Source organism: Acinetobacter terrae, from assembly GCF_002135195.1.
Lineage (GTDB): Bacteria > Pseudomonadota > Gammaproteobacteria > Pseudomonadales > Moraxellaceae > Acinetobacter > Acinetobacter terrae.
Map to the genome: position 1 here is coordinate 1 of NZ_NEGF01000002.1, position 15,712 is coordinate 15,712.

Sequence of the window (15,712 nt, forward strand, 5' to 3'; positions counted from 1 at the left end):
AATGAAAATAATTTCGATCGATCAACCGGTAAAAATCCACACAAGTTGTTCTTCATAATCTCTTAATGATCTTCTTGCTACTTCGTCAGCAGCAAGCTAGGTCGGCTATATTACTCTCTATTGAAAGAAAGTCAACAGGTTTTATTGATTAATTTTCAACTTCCTCAAGACTTTCAGATTCAAACCTTTTAGGCTAAATCCTTGTTTCTCAACAAGTTTTAATCAACATCACCGCCGATGGATGTGCATTCTACAGTATTTCAGGTCAGGCGCAACCCCTTTTTTCAACCTTTCTCATCACATGGGTATTTTTTAGTCATTTTATCTTTTTTTCCTACATAATTTGATCAAATTTGTTTTAATACCATCATTCAAAGAACTGTTAATATATTTTATTAGGTATTTTCAGCTTTAAGCACTGGCTTACGATAAAGCTCTAGGATTTTTTATGCGTCACTTTCATTATGTTTGGGCTAGCCTTCTATCTTTAGGCTTGATTTCTCCTGTATGTGCAAATGATTCGATTGATACTTCTGAATCTTCGGCAACAGAAGACCTAAAAACTTCTTCTACAGCAAAAATCCAAACAGCTCAACATCCTCGTCTTGAAGCGTTAAAAGAATTAAAAAATGTTAAAGCGAAAGATTTAAAAGTAAATGCAAATGCAACCCAACCCGAAAGTCAAAAAGATCCCTTGCAACCATTGAATAGACAGATCTTTGCTTTTAATGATGTGCTAGATCGTCACGTAGCTCGTCCTTTAGCCGTTCAATATAAGGATAAAGTACCCTCTGATGTTCGTGGGTCGTATCGTCAGTTTCGCAAAAATTTAGGTGAACCTTGGAATGTGGTAAATCAACTGATTCAAGGTCGTCCTGTTCGTGCTGCAGAATCTTTAGGACGCTTTACCATTAATACGATTACCTCTTTAGGCTTTGCCGACCCTGCGCGACGTCTTGGTTTGTCTGCTGAAGAAGAGAATTTTGGTACAACATTAGGTTATTACGGCGTCCCCTCTGGTGCATATTTAGTTTTACCACTTTTTGGTCCAAGTACATTTCGTGACGGATTGGGTACCATAGTAGATAGTCAGGCGCGCCCGCAAAAATACCTTCTGGAAGATCATGACGGGATTTATTGGGCAGACCAAGCTTTGCGCGGCATTGATGCCCGTTCACAACTTTTAGATATAGAAGATGTCTTACAAGGTGATAAATATGCTGCAATTCGTGATATTTACTTGCAACGTAAAAATTTCGCAATTGCAGAAAAAAAAGGACTAGAATCTGAAAGCATGTTCATTGAAGATGATTTAGATAACACTGAAGATGAAGTGCCAGAAGATAATCAAAATAACAGCACAGATGAAATGCAAAACGATGATGTAAACCCAACAACCAAATAAGTCTTTTCCATTTATTAAAAATATGATCAGTAGAGCGTCTTTCTTTGCTGATCATTAGCTTGTTATAGTACAACCATACGTTATCACCTTAAGGATCATACAATTTCTTTATGTATTTCATTCAACCGACTCGCAATATTCCTTATTTAGATCAGGTTCTAAGTACACTTCCCAGTGTACAAATGATTCACATAGATGATATTGATTTGTATGATCCTACAATTTTAGCGATTGCGGATGTACAAGACTATCTGACGCATCAATGGTCACTACCCACCATTGTGCTAGCTTTTGAAAATGAAGGTACAGCTTTAGCCCAAGCCTGGGAACTGGGTGCTTTAGCGGGCTGGATCTGGAACAAATTGCCGAGTGATCCCGAAGCTTCATTACTGAAAATTGATGCGCAATATAAACGTAATCAAGATAGTCGTGACCTTCCCTCAGCTGCACATTTGCAACAGTGCCTACTTCCTAATCCGATTGAACTGATGAATTACAAAGTTGAAACCCTGTTTCAACCTTCTGCATATCTGTCAGGTGATTGGTACGATTACTGGAAAATCAGCGATAAAGAAATTATGTTTTATCTGGCTGATGTTTCTGGACATGGGGTCACCAGTAGTTTATTAACCTCCTGGATGGCGGCTTTTCATGGTCGCTCTAAAACCCCGCGCGAGTTGATTAAAAAACTCAATGGAATGCTGGTTCAAGAAAATATCGAAAAACATATTACGATGATTGCCGGGGTTCTAAATTTAGAAACTCATCAGCTGCGTTGGTCCAGTGCCGGACATTATCCCCCTGCAATTATCTTTGAACCGAACCAACCACCACGCATTTTAAATACCAGCAGCTTTCCTTTGGGACTCACGGAAGATCTTGAAGTTGAAGAATTTGAGTGTGTGTTGAATCGTCAGGCCCGGTTTATTATTTGTTCAGATGGTGCACTTGAACCTTTTGATGGCGGACTGAATGAACAATTTGAAAAATTAGTCTTCCATTTACAGAATCAGTCCTTCCAAGCCCCCGAACATGTTGCAGACGATATTGCGATCCTAAGTTTACGCCGAATGAATTAATCATATAATCAATACGTTAACTTTCAACTAAGCGATATACGACTCTTGAGCACTTGAGTCTGTAGTAGCCCTATGTGATAATTTTACAATCCTTCTCTGCAAATGGCATTTATATGTCAACAGGTCATGTTGAATATGCAAGCTTGAATGGAACGCATATTTTTAAGCTTATTGGCGAAGTGCGTGCCCAATCTTGTATCAGTCTAGACAAACTCCTTAGTAAAATTGAACAGCAATCTAATGTCGTTGGGGCAATCGTAGATTTAACCCAAACTACATTTATTGACAGCACTGTTTTAGGTGTACTTGCCAAGCTTGGTTTAAAGCTGAAACAGACTCACCAAATTCAGGCAGTTATGTTATCCACCAATCCAGATATCACTACCTTGGCCAATAGCATGGGCTTGGGTCAGGTTTTTGTGATCTTAAATTACTGCGGTGATCCAAAAGTATGTACCCGTGAATTAATCGAAGAACATATTACTCATAACGCAATGTTAACCACTGTTTTAGATGCACATAAAACATTGATGAAGCTAAATGAAAGTAACCAAAACATGTTTGAGCCTTTGGTTAAGCAATTACAAAAAGAACAGGACACCTTAGAACAAGTGTCTCAACAAAACGTATAAAAATTATTATTTAGAGCCATCACATGACTTTACTCTCTGTTGTACAAATGAATTCCCAAGATGATATTGACGCCAATTTCATCGTGATCGAGTCTTTGATACAACAAAGTAAAGCAGATGGTGCAGAGCTGATTGTTTTCCCTGAAAACTTTGTCTGTTTTGCAGGTGGAAAACAGCGCGAAACCGCAGCGCAGTTCGAAGCGATTCAACAGCGCTTAGAAAAACTTGCGCATCAATATCAAATCTGGATTGTGGCGGGCACTCTCCCATGCCCGTTCCGTCCAGATGGTTCTGTTATTACTGATGGTCGTGTACGTACTGTCAGTTTATGTATTAGCCCAGAACGGACTGAAGCACGTTATGACAAAATTCATTTGTTTGATGTGCAAGTCGGTGATGCTGTCGGTGGATATCAGGAATCTAAATTTTTTGAGCCAGGTACAGATGTAGTTGTTGCAAAAACACCTTTTGGCAATATTGGTCTGATGGTCTGTTATGACCTACGCTTTCCTGAACTGGCACTCACTTTGCGTAGCCAAGGTGCAAATATCCTGACGGCACCTGCAGCATTTACCTACACCACCGGTCAAATGCATTGGCAGTTACTGTTGCAAGCACGTGCAATAGATAGTCAATGTCATGTTTTAGGAGCTGCTCAACAAGGCTGGCATGGTGAAAAGCGTCAAACTTGGGGACATGCAGGTGCTACCAATAGTCGTGGTCAAATTTTAGATATCATTGATACCGAAGGTGCAAGTTTAATTACGGTTCCTTTTGATCTTACTGAGCAAGAAGCTGTTCGTGCATCTATGCCTTTAATTCAGCACCGTAAAATTATTAATTTTTAATTCAATTCAGCTTTAAATTTTTACTATATAAAAATTACAAAATCCCTGCTTATTCTTTCATCAAAATCCCACACGATAACAGCTCATATCAAAATTACAGGGATCATAAAAATGCCTTTAGAAAAAGCAGTCTATACAGCAAAAGCAAAAGCAACCGGTGGACGTGATGGGCGTGCAACATCATCCGATGGAATTTTGGATGTCCAATTAGCCGTACCTAAAGAAATGGGTGGTGCGGGTGGTGGCACCAATCCCGAACAACTTTTTGCAGCCGGTTATTCAGCGTGTTTCCTCGGTGCCATGAAATTTGTCGCCAACCGCGATAAATTAAATATCGCTAAAGATGCCTATATCGAAGGTGAAGTGGGGATCGGCCCCATCCCGACAGGTTTTGGGATTGAAGTGACCTTGAATATTCATTTAGAAGGTATGGATCAGGCTGAAGCGCAAAAACTGGTGGATTCCGCGCATATTGTTTGCCCTTATTCCAATGCAACACGTGGCAATATTAATGTGACGTTGAATGTGATTACCTAAGTAGAATCTGAATCTATCCTACAATGAATCAGGTGATTTTAGGATAGAATCTATTAATCACATCTCAAATCTCTCATCTACATGAGCTAGACCTACTGATCTGATTCACTCAGTAAAGCAAGGCAAATCTCAGGTGAATCTAGCCATTCGGTAATTGCACACTCCCCCAAACCACATAAAATTTACTGAATTTTATTAAAAGATAATTTGCTAAAAAAAGTCTTAACAGCATCATTAACAGATATAAAAAGCTCAAAACCTAAGATATTTTTACTTTAAAAATAATTCGAACCTGGCAGAAGTTTTATGAAAATGAAGCCCAGTTAATCCTAGCCATCCGACTACCCCCATTTCGCACTCAACTGATGAAAAAAATTGCAGAACTTTGATAAGTTCAGCAATTTTTCTAACCATATAAACTCAAAGTACTTCGCTAATCTGCTGCTTCATTGGTGACGCGAAGCACTTCTTCCAAGGTGGTTTTTCCTGCTATTACTTTGCGTAAACCATCATCACGAATAGAACCCGACTGTTTACGCGCATACGTTTCAATTTCATATTCTGCAACATTGCCATGGATTAAACGGCGCATTTGATCATCGACAGGGACAATTTCATAAATGGCAGTACGTCCCATAAAACCGGTATGTGAACAGTGTTCACAACCTTTGGGTTGCGGTAATTTCAGTTCAGTACCGACATCTAAATGGCGGAAAATGTCAGTTTCAAAAGCATCAGCTTCATGCCATGTTGCACAACGTGGACATAAGGTACGAACCAAACGCTGGGCAATCACACCAATCAAAGAACTGGCGAGCAAGAACGGCTCAATACCCATGTCTTTTAGGCGTGTGACCGCACCAATCGCAGTATTGGTATGCAAGGTTGAAAGCACCAAGTGACCAGTTAAGGACGCTTGAACCGCAATTTCTGCAGTTTCCAGATCACGAATCTCTCCGACCATTACCACATCGGGATCCTGACGCAACATCGCTTTTAAAGCGCGGGCAAAGGTCATATCTACTTTGGTATTCACCTGAGTTTGTCCAATACCTTCCAATTGATATTCAATTGGATCTTCGGCAGTCAAAATATTTTTTGAGCCATCATTCAGGTCGGATAATGCCGCATATAAGGTGGTAGTTTTACCCGAACCTGTCGGTCCAGTCACCAGAATAATGCCATGCGGACGATGTACCAGATGGGTTAAGCGCTCATAATCAGGCTGCATTAAGCCCAAATGCGTCATATTCAAACGCCCGGCTTGCTTATCCAGCAAACGCATCACCACACGTTCACCATGCGACGATGGCAAAGTCGATACACGCACATCCACTTCACGACCAGCCAGTCTTAAAGACATACGACCATCTTGCGGCACGCGTTTTTCAGCAATATCCAGTTTTGCCATGACTTTAATACGTGACACCAAAAGTGGCGCCAATTCACGGCGAGGCTGTACAATTTCTCGAAGTTGCCCATCGACACGTAAGCGTACGGATAATTTTTTTTCAAAAGATTCGATATGAATATCGGAAGCACCCACGCGAATCGCTTCAGACAGAAGTGCATTGATCAGTCGTACAATCGGTGCATCATCTTCCTGATCCATCAGGTCTTCAGCTTCAGGCACTGAGTCCGCCAAACTGAGTAAATCGGGATGATCTTCCAGACCTGCAGCCACTTGTTGCGATTCTCCAGTATCTCCGGCAAAGCTTGAACTGAGCAATTGATGAAATTCTTGTTCGCTACATAATTGATGCTGTGCAGCATGGCCTAAATATCGCCGTGCTTCTTGTATAGCCAGCAATGGTGTATTTTCACGGCGCACAATAAAGGCCTGATCACCCTCGTATCGAAGCAATACGCCATGACGCTTGGCAAAACTATAGGGTATTTGTAATTGTTTAAGTATTTGCATCAAAGTTTATAATGATGAATAAATTGATTTGAGTGTACTCTAAGCATAAGACAGCGTGAAGTCTGTTTTTACTGATTAAGCAATAAAGGAAATGTGCCGTTGTCTAAAAGCAATGAATTGATCGAACCAGAGCACCCGAATTTAAAATGGTGGGGTGAACACACTTTTGAATTGAATCAGCCCAAAGCATGGCAGTTTGGTTCGCTGTTATTTCGTCTTACCCGTGGATTACAAGAATGGCGGCTGGAATTTCATCGCCCTCCAGTTCAGTACGACTATGAACAAAAGTGGCATCAAATTGAAGATCCCAATTTTGGTTTTCCACAACCGGTCAAAGTAGAACGCTATATGTTCAAGTCAACGCAAAATAAGTTACAGCTTATGCCGCGTTTGGCAGATCGTTCCGTGGTGATCAAACCGATTGATCCGATTTATATTCCTGCCGGACAACGCGGTACGCTTTATATCAGCACACCGTTATGGATTGCCGGTTTTGTAGAAGGACAAAAAGATCCGCTGTTTGATATTCCTGTGATTCTGCCGAAAGATACCTGGTTTGGCCCGAATCATCGCACTGGAGAAATTTGCTATGCCACTTCGGTCGATGGTCGTACTGAATTGCATCAATTAAAACCACGTGCTTTTCGTGCTGTCACCCCGATTGAATTTCATAACACCAGCCATCAACAATTACGCTTTGACCGGATGAATGTACCTGTTTCTGCACTCCCCTTATTTTATAGTGAAAGTACCGGACGGTTATGGACTTCACAAATTAAAGTCTTGCATGAAGGTTCGGATCGACCGCCGCGAATTCGGATTGAAAACCGTACCCCACCCCATGCAGGCGAAGTGATGTATCTGCATCCGCCACGCGCTCCCGCAAGTGCTTTGTTTAATATGTTTGATTCATTTTTCTAGGGGGCAATATGGCAGATTCAAATATTCCGAAAGAAATCACCCAAAGCGTCAAGGGCATTTTTACCAATATCAATACGGAACGCCTGACTGAAATTATCGTTGCGGTGGTGCTGTGTTTTATCGGTTTTTTAATTGCCCGTTTTGTTTCAAATACTTTTATCCGCACCATCGGTTCACGTTTTAATGCGCACCAAAGTCTGGTTTGGCGACGCGGTATTTTCTATTTCATCTTCCTGATTTTTGTGATGGCCAGCCTTAAAGAAGCCGGCTTTAAACTAAGTGTATTTTTAGGTGCGGCCGGTATTTTAACCGTAGCCTTGGGTTTTGCTTCACAAACCTCTGCTTCCAACTTAATCAGTGGTTTATTTTTGATTGGTGAAGGTTCTTTTGAAATTGGCGATACCGTGCAAATGACTTTAATTCGTGGTCATACCATTGAAGGTGAAGTGATTTCAATTGATCTACTCTCGGTCAAACTGCTGACTCAAGACAATGTCTATGTACGCGTACCGAATGAACAGCTGATTCGTGCACCCGTGTATAACTTGTCTAAGTTTCCGATTCGGCGTATTCCAATTACCTTGGCCATCAACTTTCATGAAGACATCATTAAAGTTCGGGAAGTTCTGCTTGATGTTGCCAACAAGTATCCACTGGTTTTAGCTGACCCAAAACCTGCCGTGACCGTTACCGCCTTCCGAGAATCCTCCATTGAACTGTTATTTGCGATTTGGTGTGATCGTGAAAACTTTTTAAAAGTTCGGGATGAGATGCAGGAACGTATACGCAATGGTTTCCTGGACAATCAGATTGAAATCCCGGTGCCGAAAATGGGCTTTGTCGATCGTCCTGCGAATGTTCAGCCTTTAAATGAGGAAGATATTGACCAATATGCCAATGCCAAAGAAGTGAAGCGAGAGGCGGATTTAAAATAGTTTTTTTAGCACACTCACCCAATTTGTTTTACCTCTCCCTTGCGAAGCATTGCTTCTCATCTCCTATAAGGAGAGGGAACTTCTCCTTCTCTTACGCCATATATGGCTCAGGGAGAAGGTCGGGATGAGGGGTTCGCTTTCTCCCCTTCAGGAATCGGGGCGATATAAGCAATCACCAACATCACAAAGCCCGCACCCAAGAATGAAATCACCCGGGTTAAAGTCCCGATATGCGATAAATCAAACAGCACCAACTTCAAGGTCACAATCACCAAAATACTGCCACCCAAAATCCAGACTGAACGTAGTTGTTTTCGGCTGGCAAGGCTCATGGTCATGAAGGCCAAACTCACCCACAGCAAAGTCAAACTGAGTTGAACGGTGCCATCTTCCCATAAAGCGAGTTCGTTAAACGGCGTATCTAAATACATGTGTAATGCCCGTAGCATAATATAACTGCTTAACCACAGTAAACTGAGCACCATCAGCACCGCCACGATGCCTTTATCCAGACCTGATTTAACCTGCAATGACAACATCCAGATAAAGCACGCCAGCATGGCAATACTGACCAAATCAAATGGATTAATAATTGGTAGAAAATAGCTTTGGAAAGCTTGTTGGGTAAACAGTTGCGAGCACACAATCCATGTCGCCATCAGCAGCAAAGTACTACGTGCTTGCCAGAACATTTTCCAGTCTGGATTATCCACCTGCCAATAACACCAGGCACAGAACAGCAAAGGCAAAATCACCACACTGATATAAGGCATGCTCGGAAGCAAAGTTAAGCTGGTCATGGCAAGGCTGGTTAAAGTTCCAAAGCTGACCCACTCTTTTTCAGTTCGCACACCCAACATTGGACGCAGCCATAATGCAGTTAACATCAGGCCAGAGAGTGCAAAGCCGACCCGATCAAACATAGATAACCAAACAATAACACCCTGTTTACTATGATCAATCACAATGATCAATGCAAAAACAAAGACTGGAATTAAGCCCAGCCATTTAGGAAATAGCCATGACCATGTGGCTTTGCAACGTAGTATGACCTCATTCATCAGCAGATATAATCCACTGACAATCAACAGACTCATCACAAGTTGATGAGAACCATCAATTTCATCAAGCAATAACACAATGAACATCGTAGTTGCAGACAGCATCTGCAAACAGTGAAAAGCGATGGTTGAATTGGTCAGCTGATTTCTAAAAGATTCACGACTATTGGCGACCAGAACCACAGCAAAATAGCTCAGACATAGTCCCCAATACATCTCACGTGGAAATTCATTCAGTTCCACCAGATAATAAAAGCTGGATAATCCGGCAACAATTAGCAAGCCCATTGCCAGATAACGACTGATCTCCGACTTACGATACAAGGCATAAGTAAAAATAATCAGTCCTTCAACTGCCCAGCCGATGACACTCCATTGTTTGTGTAAAAGAATCGGTGGAATCAGGGCCAGGAAAATCAGCATTAAACTAAAATAGCTTTGTGAAATCAGCTGCACCGCCTGATTGCGTTTAGAGAGTTGATACAAGCCTGCATAAACTGCTGCAAATGCCAGACTTGCACCTGCTTGCCAAAACATCTCTTCAAAATGCATTAAATATATAAAAATATAACCAACAATCGGTGCGCCAAAAATAAGGGCAATATCTAAAGCAGGTTTGAGTTTGAATTGAGCAAGATCCTCTTTGGCAATGAGCTGGCTAAAACGAAAACTCAGCCATACAAATATGGCAGTATGGATCATGACCAATAAGGTTAAAGTATTGCGTTCTTGCTCTTCCCCCTGATAAAAGGCATAGCCTCCCCCGACAATTACCGTCATTAAAAAAGCAATTTGATTGAGGATTTTCCAGGGGCGTAATGTGCTTAGCACGACAACGGCAAGATTAATCACCACATAATAAGCAATCAATTCAATGGCGGTGGCATTGCGAACTGGCAAGGTAAATGGCGCAATATAGGCAATGATCATCGCCATCAGTGCCAGTTCAATCGATTGTTGTTTTAGGCTTAGCGCCAGTGTCACGCCCATAATGACGGCAAAGCACAATGCAGCCATGCCCAGAGTAAGAATCACGGCATTGTAATAAGCAAAGAATAAGGTCAAAAATAATGCCGCTAAACCCAAGCCTTCTAAAGCCAGTGCAAAACTGCGGTTTTTATTCTGGAACCAATACCCCAATGCTGTAACTGCGACACTGATACCCGCAACAATCGCCAGCTTCAATGCCAGACTGAGTTGCCAATGTTCGGTAGCAAAACGTAATAATAATACGATGCCAATCACCAGTACCAATATTGCCGCTTTTAAAACAGGATTTCCTTGAAAGATCCATTGTTTTAGCTGATCAATCAGTTCTAATGAAGGGGAAGCAATTTGAGATTCAGGAAGTTGAGTGGGTGGATTTTCGACAGTAGAAGATAGGTTTATTGGCGTCTGATGTAAGCGCGTTTGCACTTGGTTTAATAAACCTTCTAAACGGCGTAACCATCTCAGAAAGAAAAAAATCCACGCCGTGATGCCAAGCCCCACGACAAAACCCCACTCCATTGCACCACCGACAATGGCAACAATTGAAGAAAGATATAAGGGAACTTTAGAGGTTTCCTGAACTGAAGGTTTTATTTCTGCAGCAATTTTCACTGTGGGTGTCTGGATGGCATCGACATATTGCATCACGCTCATGACAAAGGCCAATCCACATAAATACGTGAATATGCGTAGCTCTAAAAACCAAGACCCCACCCCGACAATAATTAATACCATCAGCCAAATCATCCGGATTTCGCTCTGCCCTTTGTGCATCTTTTCTTTATCTCAATCCTTTTGACCCGATCATACAACAGCTCGGACTTTGATTTTTAAGCATTCATCAGATATTCGGTAACACGCTTGTTTGATGATGAGTCTATGTTCATGTGCAAAATCACGTACAATAAGCCCGATATTTGAATTAGGAATCCTTCAATGCCACCATTTGTTTTGGTCGATGGCTCATATTTTTTATTTCGTGCGTACCATGCACTGCCACCACTAACCACTTCGACTGGTTTACAGACCAACGCAATTCGTGGTGCCATTTCTGCGATTCAAAAGTTGATGCGCCGTATTCAACCGACCCATATGGCGGTGATTTTTGACACGCCTGAACCGACGTTTCGTCATGCGCTTTCACCGATTTATAAAGGTGACCGTCCAAGTATGCCGGATGAACTTTCTCAGCAGATTCCCTATCTTCACAACCTGATCCGTGCTTTGGGTATTCCTTTGTACACTCTTCCAGGCGCTGAAGCAGATGACGTGATTGGAACACTGGCTAAACGTGCTGAAAAAGAAGGTTATCAGGTGCTGATTTCCACGGGCGATAAAGACATGGCCCAATTGGTTACCGACAAAGTAACCTTAGAAGACAGCTTTAAAGACAAACCGATGGATGTCGATGGCGTGTTTGAAAAATTCGGGGTGTGGCCGAATCAAATTATCGATTATTTAACCCTGATGGGCGATGCTTCGGATGGCATTCGTGGCGTACCGGGCGTGGGGGCTAAAACCGCGGCTAAACTTTTGACCGAATACGGTTCCATTGGTGGCATTTTAGAAAATGTCGATCAAATCAAAGGTAAAGTCGGTCAAAACATTAAAGACAATGTTGAAGGCATTACCCTAGACCATCAATTAGCCAGTATTGTTTGCGACCTTGATATGGGCCTCACTTATGAAGATCTTAAACTTCTTGACCCCAATGTCGAAGAACTGCGTCGCCTGTATACCGAACTTGAATTCCGTAACCAGTTACAGTCTCTGGACCATCCAAATAATCCGAATAATTCAGTTTATAAACAAAATTCTAAAGTCATTGAGAAATCTGCACACTCAGAAGTCGTAATTGAAACTGAAGATCAGGCGGATATTACCAGCGTAGATGATCAACTGGGAAAAGCGAATTATCACACGATTTTAACTCAGGCGGATTGGGACAAACTCTTCACACGTTTAAGTACTGAAAAACGCTTTGCTTTCGATACAGAAACCACCAGTCTGGATTATCGTGTCGCTGAAATGGTCGGCTTTTCACTGGCTTTTGATGCCAACGATGCCTATTACATTCCGCTGGAACACGACTATAAAGATGCACCGGAACAGCTAAATCGTGAAACCATCCTTGCGCAAATCAAACCCATTTTAGAAGATGATTCCGTTCAGAAAATTGGACATCATCTAAAATATGATGCCCACATCTTGCAAAATCACGGCATTGAATTACAAGGCTGGTATTTCGATACCATGCTGGCTTCATATGTTTTAAATTCTGTGGCGACCCGTCATGGCATGGATGATGTTGCGCGTTTATATTTGAGCCATTTGACCACAACCTTTGAACAGGTTGCCGGCAAAGGGGTTAAACAGAAAACCTTTAATCAGATCGAGATCGAAACAGCAGCGCATTATGCGGCTGAAGATGCGCATGTTACTTATCGTCTGTATGAAGTTTTGTCTAAAAAATTACAGGCCATTCCTGAGCTGAACAATATTTTGCACAATATTGAAATGCCGGTTGCCCGTGTTCTGACCATCATGGAAGAAAACGGTATCGAGCTTGATCTGAAATTCTTGGATCAACTAGGTGTGGAATTTTCAAATACCATTCAAAACCTCGAAAACCAGATTACCGAATTGGCAGGACAAAGCTTTAATGTCAGCTCGCCAAAACAGGTCGGTGAAGTGTTATTTGACAAGCTTGGACTCAAAGGTGGCAAGAAAACAGCGACTGGCCAATACAGTACCAGTGAAAGTATCCTGGAAAAAATTGACCATCCAATTACCGCTTTAATTTTGGAATATCGTGGTCTTTCAAAACTGAAAAGTACTTATACCGATGGTCTACAAAAACAGGCCAACAATGATAGTGGTCGTGTGCATACCAGTTATCATCAGGCTTTAACGACAACAGGTCGCTTGTCATCGACTGATCCTAACCTGCAGAACATTCCTGTGCGTGAAGAAATTGGCCGTCAAATTCGCAAAGCCTTTATTGCACCTGAAGGTCGTGTATTGCTTGCAGCCGATTATTCACAAATTGAATTGCGTTTAATGGCGCATCTTTCACAGGATGAAGCCTTGGTCGATGCCTTTAAGCATGGTCAAGACGTGCATCGCCGTACCGCGGCTGAAGTTTTGGGAATTGCGCTTGAAGACGTCACCCATGATCAACGTCGTCAAGCCAAAGCCGTCAACTTTGGGCTTTTATATGGTATGTCTGAATTTGGTTTGATTCGTCAACTCGGCTTTACCCGCCAAGAATCGCAAGACTATATCAAGAAATATTTCCATCGCTATCCGGGCATTTATGAGTATATGCAACGTACGCGTCAGGTGGCTTTGGAACAAGGTTTTGTTGAAACGATTTTAGGTCGTCGCCTTTATACACCGGATATCGATGCACGAAATATGATGGTCCGTAAAGGTGCTGAACGTGCTGCAATCAATGCACCGCTTCAAGGCAGTGCAGCCGACATCATCAAGATGGCGATGATTGAAGTCGATAAAATGTTACCGAAAGATCAAGCCAAAATGCTGTTACAGGTACACGATGAATTGGTATTTGAAGTGGATGCCGACATTGCCGATGAACTTGCACCGAAACTGGCTGAAGTGATGCAATCCGTGGTAAAACTTTCAGTTCCATTGATTGTGGAAGTGGGCAAAGGCATGAATTGGGATGAGGCACATTAAAGAAGTAGAGAGTTCCCTCTCCTTTTAGGAGAGGGTTAGGGAGAGGTTAAATTTTTTAATATCCCTCTCCTAACCTCTCTTGCGCTTTACTTGAAAGCAGTGCTTTCAAGTTTGCTCAGGGAGAGGAACTCCAAATTTTTGCTACTCACCTCATGCCATTTTCTATTTCCATAAAAAATAGAGCGTTTCAAAAGGCAATAAAAAAGGACTCCATCGAGTCCTTTTTTATTGAACAAATTTTAGAGCCCTGTCAAAAGCACAATCGCCACTTGATTCATGATGATTTCAGCAATATACAAAGTCAAAAATGCAATGATTGGAGATAAATCAATCATCCCCATATTCGGCAAAATGCGACGGAACGGTGCAAGCAATGGTTCTGCCAGTTCTTGAATCACTTCAATATAAGGCGAGCGAGATTGTGTAAACATCACGACCCAACTTAAAATAATCGTCGCAAAAATCAAATAACGACAGAAACGAATCAAGTCCTGAATCATGGTGACAAAAGTTAAAATCACCAAATGTACCGGACTATTCGGCATGGCACCTGAAAGGTACATTACCCCAAAGATCTTGAGTAAATATAACAGTACCACCAACGCCAAAGCCGCTAAATTGACACGACCTTTTGCCACAGTGGGAAAAATACGACCAAAGACATCCACGATTTTCGTGGCTTTTACCGTAGACATTACCACTGGATTATAAGCATTCACCGCTGCCAACTGCATGAGAAAACGGAAGAACACGAGCAAAATCGCTACGTTAATGATAATGCCAAAAATTAGCGCAGAGTTTGCACCCATACTGGAACTTTCCTAAATAAAAACGAGTTATTTGCTACTTTCACTTAGCTCTTGAGCAAGTTCTTGACTGCGCTTTTGAGCTGCAGCCAAAGCGGCCTGAATATTTTGCGAGATTTGTGCACGATCAAAAACTTCGAGTGCAGCCTGTGTTGTACCATTTGGAGAGGTCACATTTTTACGCAACTCAGCAGGTGTGTTTGCACTGGTGATTGCCATTTGTGCAGCACCTAAAGCCGTTTGCAAAGTCAGGGCTGTCGCCACTTTCTCATCTAGGCCCAAGTTTTTCCCTGCACGAATCATGCTTTCCATCATATAAAAGAAATATGCTGGACCAGAACCAGACACTGCAGTGACTGCATCAATCTGTGCTTCTGAATTTACCCAAAGGGTTAAGCCCGTTGCAGCTAAAACCTGGCTTGCAAGCTCACGGTCTTTTGCATCAACCGCATCAGTCGCATACAAACCATGTGCCCCTGTTTGTACCAAAGCAGGCGTATTCGGCATTACACGAACAACTCGATCAGTGTCTAACAGATTTGCGATGGTTGCAATTTCAGCCCCCGCAACAATCGACATCACCAATTTACCGTCGAATAAACCTTTCAGCGGTTTTAATACGCTCGCCAACACTTGTGGCTTCACCGCAAAAAGTACGATATCGGCATCACGAATGGCAGCAATATTGTCATCGGTCACATGCACATCTTTTTCTTCTAATAAAAGACGTACTTTTTCGACCGGATCAGAAACTGTAATACGTGTTGCTGGCAAACCACGCGAAATGAGCCCGCCAATTAAGGCTTGAGCCATATTACCGCCACCAATAAAACAAATATTACAATTTAAAGCTGCATTCATGAATCATACTCGAA

The 15,712-nt window shown here is 42.0% G+C and carries 13 protein-coding genes; 9 read left to right on the plus strand and 4 right to left on the minus strand.

All coding sequences use genetic code 11. The annotated features are described in order from the left end of the window. Positions 1 to 448: 448 nt before the first annotated feature. The 6 genes from B9T23_RS02395 to B9T23_RS17200 all read left to right on the plus strand — a co-directional run bounded on the left by B9T23_RS02395 (position 449) and on the right by B9T23_RS17200 (position 4,890). Entirely contained in the window at positions 449 to 1,405 is a 957-nt protein-coding gene (locus B9T23_RS02395; protein WP_086192858.1) for an MlaA family lipoprotein, read from the plus strand. Positions 1,406 to 1,515: 110 nt separating this feature from the next. Beyond that, the gene (gene gigA / locus B9T23_RS02400; protein WP_067721794.1) at positions 1,516 to 2,484 is read left to right on the plus strand and encodes an RsbU family protein phosphatase GigA; all 969 of its coding nucleotides are present in this window, start codon (positions 1,516 to 1,518) and stop codon (positions 2,482 to 2,484) included. Positions 2,485 to 2,597: 113 nt separating this feature from the next. Continuing rightward, positions 2,598 to 3,116 carry an anti-anti-sigma factor GigB gene (gene gigB, locus B9T23_RS02405; protein ID WP_086192859.1) on the plus strand — a complete coding sequence of 173 codons (519 nt, stop codon included), beginning with the start codon at positions 2,598 to 2,600 and terminating at the stop codon, positions 3,114 to 3,116. A 23-nt stretch (positions 3,117 to 3,139) separates the two neighbouring features. Further along, positions 3,140 to 3,964, plus strand: coding sequence for a carbon-nitrogen hydrolase family protein (locus tag B9T23_RS02410; RefSeq protein WP_086192860.1), 825 nt, complete (start codon positions 3,140 to 3,142; stop codon positions 3,962 to 3,964). 111 nt (positions 3,965 to 4,075) lie between these two features. Next, positions 4,076 to 4,501 (plus strand): organic hydroperoxide resistance protein, encoded by a 426-nt coding sequence (locus tag B9T23_RS02415; protein ID WP_086192861.1) that lies wholly within the window; start codon positions 4,076 to 4,078, stop codon positions 4,499 to 4,501. 281 nt (positions 4,502 to 4,782) lie between these two features. Further along, positions 4,783 to 4,890, plus strand: a complete 108-nt coding sequence (locus B9T23_RS17200; protein ID WP_407640413.1) for a DUF4951 domain-containing protein — start codon at positions 4,783 to 4,785, stop codon at positions 4,888 to 4,890. Positions 4,891 to 4,934: 44 nt separating this feature from the next. Here B9T23_RS17200 and gspE read toward each other — a convergent pair whose 3' ends face one another. Further along, positions 4,935 to 6,422: a type II secretion system ATPase GspE gene (gspE, locus tag B9T23_RS02420; RefSeq protein ID WP_086192862.1), complete on the minus strand. Its 1,488-nt coding sequence runs from the start codon at positions 6,420 to 6,422 to the stop codon at positions 4,935 to 4,937. 99 nt (positions 6,423 to 6,521) lie between these two features. Here gspE and B9T23_RS02425 point away from each other — a divergent pair, with 99 nt between their 5' ends. Both B9T23_RS02425 and B9T23_RS02430 read left to right on the plus strand, forming a co-directional pair. Beyond that, positions 6,522 to 7,343: a hypothetical protein gene (locus tag B9T23_RS02425; protein ID WP_086192863.1), complete on the plus strand. Its 822-nt coding sequence runs from the start codon at positions 6,522 to 6,524 to the stop codon at positions 7,341 to 7,343. An 8-nt stretch (positions 7,344 to 7,351) separates the two neighbouring features. Beyond that, the gene (locus tag B9T23_RS02430; protein WP_086192864.1) at positions 7,352 to 8,278 is read left to right on the plus strand and encodes a mechanosensitive ion channel family protein; all 927 of its coding nucleotides are present in this window, start codon (positions 7,352 to 7,354) and stop codon (positions 8,276 to 8,278) included. Positions 8,279 to 8,385: 107 nt separating this feature from the next. Here the strand turns inward: B9T23_RS02430 and B9T23_RS02435 are convergent, their stop codons facing one another. Beyond that, positions 8,386 to 11,103, minus strand: a complete 2,718-nt coding sequence (locus B9T23_RS02435) for a DUF2339 domain-containing protein (protein WP_086192865.1) — start codon at positions 11,101 to 11,103, stop codon at positions 8,386 to 8,388. A 162-nt stretch (positions 11,104 to 11,265) separates the two neighbouring features. Here B9T23_RS02435 and polA point away from each other — a divergent pair, with 162 nt between their 5' ends. Beyond that, positions 11,266 to 14,031: a DNA polymerase I gene (polA, locus tag B9T23_RS02440; RefSeq protein ID WP_086192866.1), complete on the plus strand. Its 2,766-nt coding sequence runs from the start codon at positions 11,266 to 11,268 to the stop codon at positions 14,029 to 14,031. 239 nt (positions 14,032 to 14,270) lie between these two features. Here the strand turns inward: polA and B9T23_RS02445 are convergent, their stop codons facing one another. Beyond that, positions 14,271 to 14,840 (minus strand): YggT family protein, encoded by a 570-nt coding sequence (locus tag B9T23_RS02445; protein ID WP_067721822.1) that lies wholly within the window; start codon positions 14,838 to 14,840, stop codon positions 14,271 to 14,273. A 27-nt stretch (positions 14,841 to 14,867) separates the two neighbouring features. Next, positions 14,868 to 15,698, minus strand: a complete 831-nt coding sequence (gene proC, locus B9T23_RS02450; protein WP_086192867.1) for a pyrroline-5-carboxylate reductase — start codon at positions 15,696 to 15,698, stop codon at positions 14,868 to 14,870. Between the last annotated feature and the right edge of the window lie 14 nt (positions 15,699 to 15,712).

What these genes read in the sequence shown, in the direction of transcription:
- gigA (WP_067721794.1), top strand. Translation starts at nt 1,516, where the DNA reads ATGTATTTCATTCAACCGACTCGCAATATTCCTTATTTAGATCAGGTT.
- B9T23_RS02415 (WP_086192861.1), top strand. Translation starts at nt 4,076, where the DNA reads ATGCCTTTAGAAAAAGCAGTCTATACAGCAAAAGCAAAAGCAACCGGT.
- gspE (WP_086192862.1), bottom strand. Translation starts at nt 6,422, where the DNA reads ATGCAAATACTTAAACAATTACAAATACCCTATAGTTTTGCCAAGCGT.
- proC (WP_086192867.1), bottom strand. Translation starts at nt 15,698, where the DNA reads ATGAATGCAGCTTTAAATTGTAATATTTGTTTTATTGGTGGCGGTAAT.
- polA (WP_086192866.1), top strand. Translation starts at nt 11,266, where the DNA reads ATGCCACCATTTGTTTTGGTCGATGGCTCATATTTTTTATTTCGTGCG.
- B9T23_RS02430 (WP_086192864.1), top strand. Translation starts at nt 7,352, where the DNA reads ATGGCAGATTCAAATATTCCGAAAGAAATCACCCAAAGCGTCAAGGGC.
- gigB (WP_086192859.1), top strand. Translation starts at nt 2,598, where the DNA reads ATGTCAACAGGTCATGTTGAATATGCAAGCTTGAATGGAACGCATATT.
- B9T23_RS02410 (WP_086192860.1), top strand. Translation starts at nt 3,140, where the DNA reads ATGACTTTACTCTCTGTTGTACAAATGAATTCCCAAGATGATATTGAC.
- B9T23_RS02395 (WP_086192858.1), top strand. Translation starts at nt 449, where the DNA reads ATGCGTCACTTTCATTATGTTTGGGCTAGCCTTCTATCTTTAGGCTTG.
- B9T23_RS02435 (WP_086192865.1), bottom strand. Translation starts at nt 11,103, where the DNA reads ATGCACAAAGGGCAGAGCGAAATCCGGATGATTTGGCTGATGGTATTA.
- B9T23_RS02445 (WP_067721822.1), bottom strand. Translation starts at nt 14,840, where the DNA reads ATGGGTGCAAACTCTGCGCTAATTTTTGGCATTATCATTAACGTAGCG.